The 15,238-nt window shown below is 67.2% G+C and carries 8 protein-coding genes; 2 read left to right on the forward strand and 6 right to left on the reverse strand.

Translation table 11 applies throughout. The annotated features are described in order from the left end of the window. From ASG37_RS05295 to ASG37_RS05305, 3 genes are all read right to left on the reverse strand, one after another. Positions 1-1,794, reverse strand: a complete 1,794-nt coding sequence (locus ASG37_RS05295; RefSeq protein ID WP_414887889.1) for an IlvD/Edd family dehydratase — start codon at positions 1,792-1,794, stop codon at positions 1-3. A 73-nt stretch (positions 1,795-1,867) separates the two neighbouring features. Next, entirely contained in the window at positions 1,868-3,274 is a 1,407-nt protein-coding gene (locus ASG37_RS05300) for a sugar porter family MFS transporter (RefSeq protein WP_055757365.1), read from the reverse strand. 82 nt (positions 3,275-3,356) lie between these two features. Next, entirely contained in the window at positions 3,357-4,472 is a 1,116-nt protein-coding gene (locus ASG37_RS05305; RefSeq protein WP_055756712.1) for a LacI family DNA-binding transcriptional regulator, read from the reverse strand. A gap of 157 nt (positions 4,473-4,629) precedes the next feature. Here ASG37_RS05305 and ASG37_RS05310 point away from each other — a divergent pair, with 157 nt between their 5' ends. Beyond that, entirely contained in the window at positions 4,630-7,029 is a 2,400-nt protein-coding gene (locus tag ASG37_RS05310; RefSeq protein WP_055756714.1) for a glycoside hydrolase family 3 N-terminal domain-containing protein, read from the forward strand. Positions 7,030-7,146: 117 nt separating this feature from the next. Here the strand turns inward: ASG37_RS05310 and ASG37_RS05315 are convergent, their stop codons facing one another. From ASG37_RS05315 to ASG37_RS05325, 3 genes are read right to left on the reverse strand one after another with little or no spacing between them, the layout of a single operon-like run. After that, positions 7,147-8,652 carry a tryptophan halogenase family protein gene (locus ASG37_RS05315; RefSeq protein WP_055756717.1) on the reverse strand — a complete coding sequence of 502 codons (1,506 nt, stop codon included), beginning with the start codon at positions 8,650-8,652 and terminating at the stop codon, positions 7,147-7,149. Then, positions 8,649-10,121: a tryptophan 7-halogenase gene (locus ASG37_RS05320; RefSeq protein WP_055756719.1), complete on the reverse strand. Its 1,473-nt coding sequence runs from the start codon at positions 10,119-10,121 to the stop codon at positions 8,649-8,651. Before ASG37_RS05320 ends, ASG37_RS05315 begins: the two co-directional genes overlap by 4 nt. Further along, entirely contained in the window at positions 10,118-11,608 is a 1,491-nt protein-coding gene (locus tag ASG37_RS05325; protein ID WP_055756721.1) for a tryptophan halogenase family protein, read from the reverse strand. Before ASG37_RS05325 ends, ASG37_RS05320 begins: the two co-directional genes overlap by 4 nt. Before the next feature lie 219 nt (positions 11,609-11,827). On the opposite strand from ASG37_RS05325, the gene ASG37_RS05330 reads away from it, so the two are divergent. Beyond that, the gene (locus ASG37_RS05330; protein WP_055756722.1) at positions 11,828-15,217 is read left to right on the forward strand and encodes a TonB-dependent receptor; all 3,390 of its coding nucleotides are present in this window, start codon (positions 11,828-11,830) and stop codon (positions 15,215-15,217) included. The last annotated feature ends 21 nt before the right edge of the window (positions 15,218-15,238 follow it).

Consider the following 15,238-nt stretch of genomic DNA (forward strand, 5'->3'; position numbering starts at 1 on the left):
TCAGTGGTTGTGGCGCGGTGTCGTTTCCGACGTCCGGCGATAGTTGAGCGCGAGGTCGAACACGCCGCCTTCGCCCAGTTGGCCGACCTTCTCGCGGTAGATTTCCTCCCACGGCGTCTGGCTCGGCGGAACCGGCGGAATGCCGTCGGCCTTGCGGCGTTCGATCTCGTCCGCCTCGACCAGCATGTCGCAGCGGCCGTGGTTCAAATCGATGCGGATCATATCCCCGGTGCGCAGCCACGCGAGGCCCCCGCCGACCGCGCTTTCGGGCGAGGCGTTGAGGATCGACGGGCTGTCCGACGTGCCCGATTGCCGCCCGTCGCCGATCGTCGGCAGGCTCTGGATGCCGCGTTGCAGGAGGGCGGCGGGCGGCTGCATGTTGGTGACTTCGGCAGAGCCGGGCCAGCCGATCACACCCGCGCCGCGAATGACGAGGATGCAGTGCTCGTCGATCGCCAGCGCCGGATCGTCGATCCGGTGGTGATAATCGTCCGACCCGTCGAACACGATCGCGCGCCCCTCGAAACAGCCTTCATTGCCGGGCTGCGACAGATAGCGTTCGCGAAAATCGGGGCCGATCACACTGGTCTTCATGATCGCCACATCGAACAGATTGCCCGACAGGACGAGGAACCCGGCCTGTTCCTTGAGCGGCTGGTCATAGGGGCGGATGACCTCGCGGTCGGTGACGGGTCGGTGCGCGACATTCTCGCCGAGCGTCTTGCCGGTCACGGTCGCGACGTTGCCATCGACCTTGCCCGCCGCGATCAGTTCGGACAGCACGGCGGGCACGCCGCCGGCACGGTGGAACCGTTCGCCGAGGAAGCGCCCGGCGGGCTGGACGTCGACCAGCAGCGGCAGGTCGTAGCCATGGTCCATCCAGTCGGACGGGTTCAGCTCGATCTCGGCATGGCGCGCCATCGCGTGCAGGTGGGGGTGGGCATTCGACGATCCGCCGATCGCGGTGATGAGCGCGATCGCGTTCAGGAACGACTGGCGCGTCAGGATCTTCGACGGGCGCAGGTCGTCATACGCCATCTCGACGATGCGGCGGCCGGTTTCATAGGCGATCTGCCCGCGTTCGCGATACGGCGCGGGGATGGCGGCGCAGCCCGGCAACGACATGCCCAGCCCTTCGGCGATGGCGTTCATCGTCGATGCGGTGCCCATGGTGTTGCAATGCCCCGCCGACGGCGCCGATGCGGTGGCGGCTTCGAGGAATTCCTCCTCGGTCATCTCGCCCGCCGCCATCTTGCGCCGCGACCGCCAGATGACCGTGCCCGACCCGACCAGTTCGCCGTCGTGCCACCCGTCGAGCATCGGCCCGCCCGACAGCACGATCGCCGGGATGTCGACCGTCGAGGCGGCCATGATCGCCGACGGCGTGGTCTTGTCGCACCCGGTGGTCAGCACCACCGCGTCGATCGGATAGCCGTTGAGGATCTCGACCAGCCCCAGATAGGCGAGATTGCGGTCGATCGCGGCGGTCGGCCGGCGGCAGTTCTCGAAGATCGGATGCGTCGGGAATTCCATCGGAATGCCGCCCGCCGCCTCGATCCCCGCCTTCACCCGCTTGACCGTCTCCAGATGGATACGGTTGCACGGCGTCAAGTCCGACCCCGACTGGGCGATGCCGATGATCGGCCGCCCGCTCGTCAGTTCCTTGGGCGTGATGCCATAGTTCATGAACCGTTCGAGATAGAGCGCGGCCATGTCGAGCCGGCCGGGTGCGGCGAACCATTCGCGCGATCGGAACGGACGGGCGGGAGTGCGGGTCATGTGGGCTACTCGCATCAGAAGGTGGCCCCGCCGCAGCGGGGCCAAAGTTTACAAAGTTTACACTAGCGACGGGGTCGGGTCCGAGCCGTCAGCCGCGCATTTCCTCCAGTTCCTTGCCGTTCGTCTCCTGGATGAAGCGCAGGACGAGGAAGAAGCTGATCGCGGCGAAGGTGGCGTAGAAGCCGTAGGTGATGGTGAGGCCCAGCCCCGCCGCCATGACCGGGAAGGTCCAGGTGATGACGAAGTTCGCGAACCACTGCGCGAAACCGCACACCGCCAGCGCCGATCCGCGGATCTGGTTCGGGAACATCTCGCCGAGCATTACCCACATGATCGGGCCCCAGCTCACGTTGAAGAACACGACATACAGGTTGGCGGCGATCAGCGCGGTGGTGCCCAGCCCCGCCGAGAGTTGCAGCTTGCCCGCCGCGTCCAGCGTGCCGTTGTGGAAGCAATAGACGAGCGCGAACAGCGTCACCGCCATGCCTGCCGACCCGATCAGCAGCAGCGGCTTGCGCCCGATCCTGTCGACCAGCCCGACCGTGACGAAACACGCCGCGATCGAGACGAGGCCCGACACGATGTTGATCTGTAGCGACTGGTCCTCGGTAAAGCCGGCGAGCTGCCACAGCGTCGCGCCGTAATAGAAGATGACGTTGATGCCGACCAACTGCTGGAACACCGCCAGCAACAGCCCGGCCCATACGATCGGGCGGATGCCGCCCTTCGCGTCCTTGATGTCCGACAGGCGCGGGCGGTGATCCTTGTCGAAGCTCGCCGCGATCTCGCCCAGCTTGTGCTGCGCCGATGCCGGGCCGAACAGACGGGTCAGCACGATCCGCGCCTCGTCCAGCCGCCCCTTCTGCACCAGGAAGCGCGGGCTTTCGGGAATGAAGGTCAGCGCGACGAGGAACACGGCCGCCGGGATCGCCTGCATCCAGTACATCCAGCGCCATGCCTCATAGCCGCCCCACCAGATGCCGGTCGACGAACCGGCGGCCTGCGCCAGATAATAGTTCACGACGAACGCGGCGGTGAGGCCGGTGATAATCATGATCTGCTGGATCGTCGTCATCCGCCCGCGGATGTTGGCAGGGGCAACTTCGGAGATATAGGCGGGCGAGAGGACCGATGCCGCGCCGACCGCCATGCCGCCCATGAAGCGCGCGACGATGAACACCATCTGGACGTGGCTGAACCCCTGGATGATCGCGCCGATCAGGAACAGGATCGCCGAGAGCATCATGACCTTGCGGCGGCCCATCGTGTCGGCCAGCTTGCCCGCAAGGAACGCGCCGACGAAACACCCGACCAGCAGCGACCCGACGGTCAGGCCAAGGCCGTTCTCGGTCAGGTTGAACGCCGATTTCAGCCCTTCCTGCGTCCCGTTGACCGCACCGCTGTCATAGCCGAACAACAGCCCCCCGATCGTCGCCACCGCGACGATCGCGATGACGAGCGCGATATTCACGCGCTCCCCGCTCGCCTGCACCATCCCCATCCACTCCCTGCATCACCGCTGCTCAAGACAGCGTGTTAGCGGTAACGGTGGCGAATTATTCCGACAAATGCAAGCGTCAGCGCGCAGCGGCGATCCGCTTTGCGACGACCCGCCGTTTGGGCGGCACGGCGTCGGCCTGCGGGACCGGCGCGGGGCCGGCGGACTCGCGCACGATCAGTTCATGGTCGAGGATGCGTTCCTCGGCGACGCGCGACTGGCCGGCGCGCTGGTCGCGGATGCGGGCGAGCAGCAGTTCGACCGCCGCCTCGGCCATCGCCGCGATCGGCTGGCGCACCGTCGTGATCTCCGGCCATGTCGTCGTCGCGAGCGAGGTGTCGTCGAACCCGACGATGCTGAGGTCGTCGGGAACGTGCAGCCCGCGCCGGTGCGCGACGCTGATGACCGCCGCCGCCATGTCGTCGTTGCTGGCGAAGATCGCCTGCGGCCGATCCGGCCGGTCGATCAGCCGTTCGCCCGCGACCATCCCCGAACGGAAGGTGAAATAGCCCTGCTCGACCGGCATGTCGGCAAGGTCCAGCCCCGCCGCCTCGATCGCCGCGACGAAGCCGCGCCAGCGTTCGCCGCTGGCGCCGTTGTTGGGATTGCCGCGAATGAAGCCGATCCGGCGATGCCCCTGGTCGAGCAGGTGCCGCGTCATCGCCTTGGCCGCCGCGAAATCGTCGATCCGTACCGCCAGCCGGCCGGGCTGCGCCACGCCGATCGCCACCGCAACCGACGGGATGCCCGCCGCATCGAGTTCGGCCTGCACCGGGGCCGAATCGGACAGCGGCGGCGGCAGGATGACGCCCTGCACCGCCGTCGAGGCGAAACGCCGCGTCGCCTCCGCCTGCGCCTCGGCACTCTCGCCCTCGCAGGGTTCGAGGACGAGGTGACAGCCGACCTTGCGCGCGCCTTCCAGCGCGCCGATCAGGAAGTTCGACAGATAGGCGAGCGACGGGTTGGCATAGAGCAGCCCGATCTGCGTCGCATCGCCCGCCGCCAGGCTGCGCGCCGCGCTGTTCGGCCAATAGTTCAGCCGCTCGATCGCTTCGTTGACCGCCTCGCGGGTCGATTCGCGGACGTTCACGCCGCCGTTGACCACGCGCGACACGGTCATCGCCGACACGCCCGCCGCCCGTGCCACATCCTGTACGGTAACGCTCCCACGACTGCGGCGGCTCGGCTTGTCCATGGTCGGCTGTGGCTCCTTCCTAGTCAGGCGTATGACTTGCCGCCGCCGATTGCAATCGCGGCATCGGTTGACGCCCTGTTGTGGCGCAGATAGTTGATAGCGCTACCAATAGACGCGGCACCAACGCTGCGCGCCGAAATGATCCGGGAGAGAGTTGATGCCCCTTCGCACCGCGCCTGTCGCTCTGGCGCTCGCCTGCCTGCTCGCCACCACCGCCGCCGTACCACTCGTCGCCCAGCCACGCGCGACGCAGGGTGAACGCCCACGCTACAAGGACGCCTCGCAGCCGGTCGACGTCCGGGTCGAGGACCTGCTGGCGCGGATGACGCTGGAGGAAAAGGTCGCGCAGATGATCGGCATCTGGGAAAAGAAGGGCGACATCCAGAACGCGGCGGGCGATTTCGATCCCGCCAAGGCGAGCCGGGTTTTCCCCGACAGCGTCGGCCAGATCACCCGCCCCTCCGACAAGCGCGGCGTCACCGCCGGCAACAACGCCGCCGGGGTCGCCGCCAATCAGGTGAACCGCACGGCGCGCGAAACCGCCGACTACACCAACGCCGCGCAGCGCTGGGCGGTCGAGCGGACCCGGCTCGGCATCCCGCTCATCCTGCACGAAGAGGCGCTGCACGGCTATGTCGCGCGTGACGCGACCAGCTTTCCGCAGTCGATCGCGCTCGCCTCGTCGTGGGACCCGGCGCTGGTCGAACGGGTGTTCGGCGTGGCGGCGCGCGAGATGCGCGCGCGCGGCGCCAATCTCGCGCTCGCCCCGGTCGTCGATGTCGCGCGCGATCCGCGCTGGGGCCGGATCGAGGAAACGTACGGCGAGGACCCGCATCTCGTGTCCGAAATGGGGCTGGCGGCGATCAAGGGGTTTCAGGGCACCACCCTCCCGCTCGCGCCGACCAAGGTCATGGTGACATTGAAGCACATGACCGGGCACGGCCAGCCCGAGAACGGCACCAACGTCGGCCCGGCCAATATCTCGGAACGGACGCTGCGCGAGAATTTCTTCCCGCCGTTCGAACGCGCGGTCAGGGAACTGCCGGTGCAGGCGGTGATGGCGTCGTACAACGAGATTGACGGCATCCCCAGCCATGCGAACAAATGGCTGCTGGGCGACGTGCTGCGTGGCGAATGGGGCTATAAGGGATCGGTGGTAAGCGACTATTTCGCGATCAAGGAACTGAATACGCGGCACAAGCTGTACGGCACTGACATGGCTGCCGCCGGCCGCCGCGCGCTCGACGCCGGGGTCGACATGGAACTGCCCGATGCCGATGGCTGGTCGACGCTGGCGGCGATGGTGAAGTTGGGGCAGGTGCCGCAGGCGCAGGTCGACGCCGCCGTCCGCCGCATCCTGACGATGAAGTTCCAGATGGGGTTGTTCGAGAACCCCTATGTCGACGCGCGCACCGCCGATGCGAAGACCGCGACGCCGGACGCGATCGCGCTGGCGCGCGAGGCGGCGGTACGCTCGATGGTACTGCTGAAGAACCGGAACGACCTGTTGCCGCTCGATCCGGCGAAGGTGGGCCGGATGCTGGTCGTCGGCACCCATGCCCGCGACACCCCGATCGGCGGCTATTCGGACGTGCCGCGCCATGTCGTCAGCGTGCTGGAGGGCATGCAGAAGGCCGCCGTCGGCCGCTTCGCGGTCGACTATGCCGAGGGGGTCCGCCTGACCCGCAGCCGGCAATGGGCCGCCGACAAGGTCGAACTGGTCCCCGAAGCTGAGAACGCGCCGCTGATCGAGGAAGCGGTGACCAAGGCGGCAGTGGCCGACACGATCCTGCTGGTGCTGGGCCAGAACGAACAGTTGAGCCGCGAGGCATGGGCCGACGCGCATCTGGGCGACCGGCAGAAGCTCGACCTGATCGGATCGCAGAACGAACTGGCGCGGCGGCTGTTCGCCACCGGCAAGCCGGTGGTGGTCGTGCTGCTGAACGGCGGCCCGCTGGCGGCGACCTATATCGACGCGACCGCGCCGGCGATCCTCGAAGGCTGGTATCTGGGGCAGGAGACCGGCAACGCCGTGGCAGACGTCGTGCTCGGCCGCGCCAATCCCGGCGGCAAGCTGCCGGTATCGGTCCCGCGCAGCGAGGGGCAGTTGCCGATCTTCTACAACCACAAGCCGACGTCGCGGCGCGGCTATCTGTTCGACAGCACCGCCCCGCTCTACCCGTTCGGCTATGGCCTGTCCTACACCCGCTTCGACGTCGGCGCACCGCGTCTCGCCAAGACGACGATCGGGTCGGGCGAGAGCGTGCAGGTGGCGGTCGACGTCACCAACACCGGTGCGCGCGCGGGCGACGAGGTGGTGCAGCTCTATATCCATGACGACGAGGCGAGCGTGACGCGGCCGGTGCTGGAGTTGAAGCATTTCCAGCGGGTGACGCTGAAACCCGGCGAACGTCGGACGGTGACGTTCGAGATCAAGCCAGCCGACCTGTCGCTGTGGAACGTCGCGATGCAGCGCGTGGTCGAACCCGGCACCTTCACCATCAGCGCGGGCAACAGCTCGACCAGCCTGAAGGCCACGACGCTGACGGTGCGGTAAACCTTCCTCCCCTCCCTGAAAGGGAGGGATCGGGGGTGGGTGGGTTGGTGGCGGGCGATCCGTTCCCTCGCAAGTCGACCCACCTCCAGCCCCTCCCTGGTCAGGGAGGGGAGTAGTTCACTCTGCCGCGCAATGCTGACGAATGAACTCCCGGTGCGTCGGCATATACGCCGCCGATGCCGCGATCGCCTCGCGGATATGGGCCAGCCGTTCGCGCGTCTCGTCGAGCGTCAGCGTGTCGGCGATCGGATCGTGGCCGTTCGTCCGCAGCCCCTGGCCCTGCAGCACCGCGAACCAGCTTGTGTCGTTGAACAGTTCCTCATTCTCGCGGAACGTGCGGCCGCGGCTCTGGAACACGCGCATCTTTTCGGCCAGCCGCTCGGGAATATCCATCGTCCGGCAATGGTCCCAGAAGGGCGAATCATTCCGCTCGGTCGCGTGATAATGCAGGATCAGGAAGTCGCGGATCTCGGCATATTCGGTGGCGAGGATGCGGTTGTAGCGCGCCACCTCCGCCGGATCGCAGCGGCGGTCGGGGAACATCGCCATCAGCCGCGACAGCCCCGACTGGATCAGCCAGATGCTGGTCGATTCGAGCGGTTCGAGGAACCCAGACGACAGCCCGATCGCGACGCAGTTCCTGATCCACACCCGATCGCGGTGGCCGGTGCGGAACGGCACGAAGCGCGGATCGGCCAGCGGTTCGCCGTCGAGGTTGGCGAGCAGGATCGCCGTCGCCTCGTCGTCGCTCATATGCGCGCTGCTGAACACATGGCCGTTGCCGATGCGATGTTGCAGCGGGATGCGCCATTGCCACCCCGCTGCCCGCGCGGTCGACCGGGTGAACGGATCGAGCCTCTCGCCCCCCGCGCACGGCACCGCGACCGCCCGGTCGCACGGCAGCCAGTGCGACCAGTCGACGAACCCCGCCCCCAGCGTCTGGTCGATCAACAGCCCGCGAAACCCCGAGCAGTCGATGAACAGGTCGCCCTCGATCCGGCGATCATCGTCCAGCACGACCCCGTCGATGAAGCCGTTCTCGGGGCGCAGCTCGACCCGCTCGATCTTCCCTTCGTGGCGCACCACGCCGCGCGCCTCGGCATAGCGACGCAGGTAGCGCGCATAGAGGCCGGCATCGAAATGGAAGGCATAGGGAATGTCGCTGAGCGGCGAATTGCCCGCATCGATCGCGCGCATGAACTTGGCGTCGGCGCTGGCCATTGCCTGCAACGACCATGGCTCGATCGCCGGTGCCTCGCCCAGCGCGTGGAGCCGCAGCCAATAGGCGTGGAACGAGATGCCGTTCATGTTGACGCCGTAGCTGCCGAACGGATGGAAATAGCGGTGGCCGATCCGCGTCCAGTCGACGAATTCGATGCCGAGCTTGAAGGTGCCTTTCGTCTCGCGCAGGAATTCGTTCTCGTCGATGCCGAGCATCCGGTTGAACGTCGCCATCTGCGGGATGGTCGCCTCCCCCACCCCGACCGTGCCGATCGCGTCGGATTCGACGAGGTGGATCTCGCAATACTTCGGCCCCAGTAGCCGCGCGAAGGTGGAAGCCGCCATCCAGCCGGCGGTGCCGCCGCCGACGATGACGATGCGGCGGATCGCCTGGTCGTTCACGAAGCCTGTCTCCGGTCATGGATCGCGCGTAGCGCCGTGCCATGCGTCGGCATGGCAAGGACGCTATGCACGATCGCCTCGCGCAGTCGCGCGAAATGTCGTTCCAGCCGCTCGGGCGGCAGATGATCGCTCAGCGCGTCGCGTCGCTCGGCGACCACGCCGTTCGCGTCGAAGAACATCGCCCATTCGCCATCGGCGAAGCGTTCGTCGTCCAGCCGGCTGATCCGTCCGCGACTGCGATACTGGTCGAGCTTCCATGCCGCGCCGTCGGGCAACGGCGTATCCGCTACCGCCCGCCACATCGGTTCGGGGCGATCGGCCAGCGCATAGTGCAGCAACGCGAAATCGCGGGTCCGCTCGACCATCGCTCCCATCCGGCGGTCATATTCGGCGGCGAGCAACGGCTCGTGCGCCCGTTCGGGAAACAGCGCCAGCAGCCGTTCAACACCGGCTGCCAGCAGATCGAGCGCGACCGGGTGAAGCGGATCGATCCCCGCCGCCGCCGCACCCATCGCGACGACGTCGCCGTCCCAGAAACGCTCGCACCGCCCGGCGCGCACCGGCATCTCGTCGAGCACCGGCAGCGCAAGGTCGCGCGCGGCGGCATCGCGTGAACCGAAAGCGCTCGCCACGAACAGCACGTCGCCCCGCGCGCCATCGATCGCGACGCTCGATCGCCAGCCGGTGGCGGTCGCCCCGCCATGGGTGAAGGGCATCGGCGGTTGCGGATCGCGCGCGACGCCGACCAGCGCCCGGTCGCAGGGGAACCAGCGCCGCCAGTCTTGCCAGCCATGGCCGGCGGCGAGCAGCGCCTGTGCGCCGGTCAGATCGACGAACAGGTCGCCGGTCACGATCCGCCCGTCGTTCAGCCGCAGGCGGGTTCGCTCTTGTCGTTCGACCTCGGCGACCGGGACGGTATCGAACCGCACGCCCAGCGCCATCGCCTGTCGCCGGAACAGCGTCGCCAGCCGGTCGCTGTCGAACGTCAGCCCATGGTCGAGCGCCGAGAGCGGCGAGGCGGGATCGTCGTCCGGCCGGGCGAAGCGGTCGGACTGGGCAGCGACGGCGGCGATCGCGAAGTCGGCCGGTGTGGCGCGGTGTCCCTCGCTGCGCCAGCGATGCAGCAGATGATGGAACGCCACCGATCCGATCGGCGCGCCAATATCGCCGTGCGGCAACATCCAGCCATGGGCGGCACCGCGCCACCCGCTGAACGCCTGCCCCAGCGAGAAGGCGCCGCTGGTCGCGGCCAGCACCGCGTCCTCCGCCAGCCCCAGTTCGGCCAGCACCGCGCGGAACGCCGGCCGCGTCGCGATCGTCGCGCCGACCGGTCCCAGCCCATGGGCGTCGTCCCCGCCGGGCAAGACCATGATGCGCGCGCTGTCCTTCGTCCGCACCGCGAGCATCGCCGCCGCGAGCGCCGCGCCCAGACCGTTGCCGACGATCGCGATCGATCGCGGACCGCTCATGCCGCCAGCCCCAGTGTTGCCGCATGGCCCGGCAACCCCTCGGCCGCCGCGCCATAGCGCGCCGCCATCGCGGCCAGCAGCGCGGCGGCCTCCCCCTCCCCGGTCGTCAGCACGCGCGGATCGACCCGATGCGGCACCACCCGCTGGCCGAGATAGACCGCCAGCCAGCTCGGTTCGAGGAACATGCCATCGGCATAGGGCGCGACGACGCCACGTTCCCGGAACAGCGCCAGTTGCGTCGCCAGACTGTCGGGCACGTCCATCGTCCGGCAATGATTCCAGAAGGGCGAATCGTCGCGCTCGGTCGCGTGGTAATGCAGGATCAGGAAGTCGCGCACCCGGTCATATTCGCGCGCCATCAGCCGGTCGAACTCGGCGGCGTCGCGCGGGTCCCAGTCCCCTTGCGGCAACAGGTCGAGCAGCCGGCCGATCGCCAACTGAATCAGATGGATCGAGGTCGATTCGAGCGGTTCGAGGAAGCCGGCGGACAGCCCGATCGCAACGGTATTGCCGATCCACTGTCGCCGCCTGCGCCCGGTGGTGAAGCGCAGCCGGTTGGGCTCGGCGATCGGCGGTCCGTCCAGCCCCGCCAGCAACGCCGTCAGCGCGGCTTCGTCGTCGAGGAACCCGCTCGAATAGACATGGCCGTTGCCGACGCGGTGCTGGAGTGGAATGCGCCATGCCCAGCCGGCCGACAGCGCGGTGGCGCGGGTATAGGGGGAAATCGTCCCGGTCGTGGCGCAGGGCATGGCGATCGCCCGGTCGCACGGCAGCCAGTGGCTCCATTCGTCATAGCCGGCGTGCAGCGCCTGTTCGATCAGCAGCCCGCGAAATCCCGAACAGTCGACGAACAGGTCGCCGGCGATCGTCCGGCCATCGTCCAGCCGGACCGATTCGACGAAACCGTCGTTCCGCAGCGCGACATCGACCACGCGCCCTTCCTGCCGCACGACGCCGCGCGCCTCGGCGAACGCGCGCAGATAGCGGCCGTACAGCCCGGCATCGAACTGATAGGCATAGGAATAGGTCGACAGCAGCGAGTGCGGATCGGGGTCGGGATGGGCGAAGCGATCGGCACGCGCCGCCCGGATCGGCAGCGAGAACGCCTCGAACGGGGCCGCCCGCCCCGCCTTGTGCAACCGCACCCAGTGCTGGTGGAAATCGACCCCGCCGATCGGCGCGCCATAGGCGCCGAAGGGATGGATATAGCTGTCGCCGATCCGGCCCCAGTCGCGAAACTCGATGCCGAGTTTGAAGGTCGCGTTGGTCCGGCTGAGAAAATCGGCTTCGTCGATGCCGAGTGCCGCGTTGAAATGGCGGATGTGCGGCACGGTCGCCTCGCCCACCCCGACCGTTCCGATCGCCTCGGATTCAATCAGGGTGGTCGCGACACCGTTTCCCAGTTTCGCCGACAGCGCGGCAGCGGTCATCCAGCCGGCGGTGCCGCCGCCGACGATCACGATCCGCCGAATGAGCGGGGCCTGCATATCCTCTCCATCTTGCGATGTTAGCGCTCGCAACATTTTCGGCCCTATCTTGCCCGTTCATCGGAAGCACGGCCTATCATACTTTGGTCTATGGCAGCCGCTTGAGTCGCAAAGCCCCCGAATTCCGCCATTGATTTCATGGGGCAATCGACAGTACATCCCGGTCAACCAGATGGCGCGTCGACATGATAGCGCTAACAACAGGGGAGGTTTCGGGGGATGCTCTACCGCAATTCCACGTCGGCCGCGTTCGGCCGGTCGATTGCCATTTCGTTGAAGGCGGGCGCATCGCTCGCCGCCTTGTGCCTTGCCGGCACCGCGCTTCCCGCGCTGGCGCAGACCGCCGCCGGGGACGTCGAACAATCGACCAACACGCCCGGCACCAAGCCTGGCCCCAGCAACACCGACAATGTCCAGGAAGAAACCGACCCGGCGGCCGGTCCCGACATCGTCGTCACCGGCTTTCGCCAGTCGCTGTCGAGCGCGCAGGGAATCAAGCGCAATTCGGACGTGATCGTCGATTCGGTCACCGCCGAGGACATCGGCGCGCTGCCCGACCGCTCGGTCACCGAAACGCTCCAGCGCATTCCCGGCGTGTCGATCAACCGTTTCGCCGCCGGCGTCGATCCCGACCACTTCTCGGTCGAGGGATCGGGCGTGGTCGTGCGCGGCCTCACCTATGTCCGCTCCGAATTCAACGGCCGCGACGCCTTTTCAGCGGGCAATTCGGGTGGCCTCAGCTTCTCCGACGTGCCCTCGGAACTGCTGGGCGGCGTCGACGTGTTCAAGTCGCCCTCGGCCGACCGCATCGAAGGCGGCATCGCCGGCGTGGTCAACCTGCGCACGCGCAAGCCGTTCGACCAGAAGGGTCTGCTCCTCTCGGCCAATGCCGAGATGAACTATGGCGAGTTCGCCAAGAAGGGCGCGCCGTCGCTCTCGGCGCTGGTCAGCAACCGCTGGGAAACCGGGATCGGCGAATTCGGCCTGCTCGGCTCGATCAGCTATTCGCAGCTCTACACCCGCGCCGACCGTCTCGGCATCTCGTCGTTCCGCGTGCGTCCGCTCTACAGCAACGGCACGCGCACCGATGTGGTGCCCTTCACCGGCGCGACGCGGCAGGGCAGCGGCCTGTTCCCGCGCGGCGCCGTCGCCGGCAGCCAGGATTTCAACCGCGAACGCTATGGCTATTCGGCGGCTGCGCAGTGGCGCTCGAACGACGGATCGATGGAGGCGACCGCGCAGTTCCTGCGCTCCGACGCGCGGCAGACGTGGGATGAGCGCACCGTCGAGATCGCGACCGACAACGTCACCGCCAACGGCGATTCGCGCGCGCGCACCGGCACCACGCTGAACTTCGACGACAGCGGCCTGTTCGAAAACGGCATCATCACCGGCCCGACCGGCTGGCGCGCCGACCAGAACACGGCGGGCGACCGCCGCACCCCCGAATATGGCCTCCAGTCGAACAACATCTCGCGCCAGCAGGTCTCGAAGATCGTCACCAGCGACTATTCGTTCAACTTCAAGTGGGACGTCACCAGCCGGCTGGGCCTGAACCTCGATTATCAGCACGTCGATTCGTCGAGCAAGATCGATGACAACGGCCTGTGGACCTCGACCTATCAGGACGCGCAAATCCGCATGAACGGGAGCAAGATTCCCGACGTGCAGTTCCTGTCGCCGCAGAACTGCAACGGCATCTGCACCGGTACGCCGGGCGCCGCCAGCACCTATTCGGGCTATTTCGGTCCCGGCCGGCAGAGCTATCTCGATCCGTACAACAGCTTCTATCGCTCGGCGATGGACCACCGCGAGGAATCGACCGGCAATTCGGATGCGGTCCGCCTCGACCTTGAATACAGCTTCCCCGAAACCGGGTTCCTGCGTGCGATCCGCGCCGGCGGCCGCTTCGCGCAGCGCGAAACCGAGGCGCGCTTCTCGGCCTACAACTGGGGCGTGTTGTCCGAACAATGGGGCAACGGCGGTCCGGTGTGGCTGAGCGACAATGTCGACGGCAGCCCGACGACCAACGGCGGCACCCCGCCGCAGGGCTATCAGCCCGTGTTGTTCGACAATTTCCTGCAGGGCCGCACCGCCAGCCCGTTCGGGCCGGGCCGGCTGTTCTATTCGGGCATGACCGCCGCCAATGTGGCCGAGTATCGCGCCTATGCGTCGCGCATCAACCAGGAATGGCAGGCACGGATCACCTGCGCCAACGGCAACGGCCGCACCGTCAACGGCGGCTGGAACCCGCTGTCCGAACGCTGCGACGTGATCCCGGGATCGACCTATCTGCCCGGCGAAATCAACCCGCAGACCGAACGCAACCGGGCCGGCTATGTCATGGCGCGCTTCGACACCGAATTCGGCAACGGGTGGAAGCTGAACGGCAACGTCGGCGTCCGCTACACCAACACCCAGCGCATCAGCCAGGGGTTCCAGTCGTTCCCGACCGTGACCTCACTGCCGACCACCGCCCAGTGCGCGACGCAAGTCCAGCAGGTCGTGACCGGCGTGGCCGGGGCTTCGCTGTCGCCGTTCTGCGCGCTCACCACCGCGCAACAGACGAGCTATCGCGGCTTCCTGAACGGTGCGACCGTCGCCAACAACGTCGACATCACCTATGACTACTGGCTGCCCAGCCTGAACGTGAAGCTGGAAGTGGGTAACGGCATCCAGTTCCGCGGCGCCTATACCAAGGGGGTCGCCCCGCCCTCGCCCGGTCTGGTGCGCAACTATTATGTCGTGGCGCTCACCACCCAGGCGCGGGTCAACGGCGCGGGGCAGCAGATCCCGATCGTCGTCAACGCCGACGGGTCGATCCCGGCCAATCAGGTGCAGGTGCTCGGCCAGTTCAACGCCGGCAACCCGTATCTGCTCCCGACCGAGGCCGACAGCTTCGACCTGACCGGCGAATGGTATTTCTCGCGCGTCGGATCGATCACCGTGTCGGGCTTCTACAAGCGGCTGACCAACGTGCTGACCAACGATACCCAGCGCACGTCGTTCACCAACAACGGCCAGACGTTCGAGGCGATCGTGACCACGCCGGTCAATTCGGACGACGTCGGCCATATCCGCGGGGTCGAGGTCGGCTATCAGCAGACCTATGACTTCCTGCCGGGCTTCCTGAAGGGTCTGGGGCTTCAGGCGAACTATACGTTCATCAGCAGCTCGGGCGTGCCGCAGGCGACGCTCTCGGCGACCGACCCCGCCGTCGCGGCGGGGCAGCAGCCGACGATCACCGGCAACAATTTCCCGCTACAGGGGCTCTCGAAGCACCAGTTCAACGTCACGCCGTTCATCGACGTGGGTCCGCTGTCGCTGCGTGCGTCGTACAACTGGCGCTCGGATTATCTGCTGACGCTGCGCGACGTCATCACCCCGTTCGATCCGATCTTCCAGCGCGCCTATGGCCAGATGGACGCATCGGCCTTCGTCCAGGTGACGCCGCAGTTCCGCATCGGTGTCCAGGGGGTGAACCTCACCAACTCGATGACAGTCACCGAAGCGGCAGTGGTCGACCAGAACCAGGCGATCCGCCGCGTGCCGCGCCAGTGGTACGTCAACGACCGTCGCTATTCGATCGTCGCGCGCATGAACTTCTGAGGCCGATTGGCATTCAGTCTC

Source organism: Sphingomonas sp. Leaf407, assembly GCF_001425385.1.
Classification (GTDB): domain Bacteria; phylum Pseudomonadota; class Alphaproteobacteria; order Sphingomonadales; family Sphingomonadaceae; genus Sphingomonas.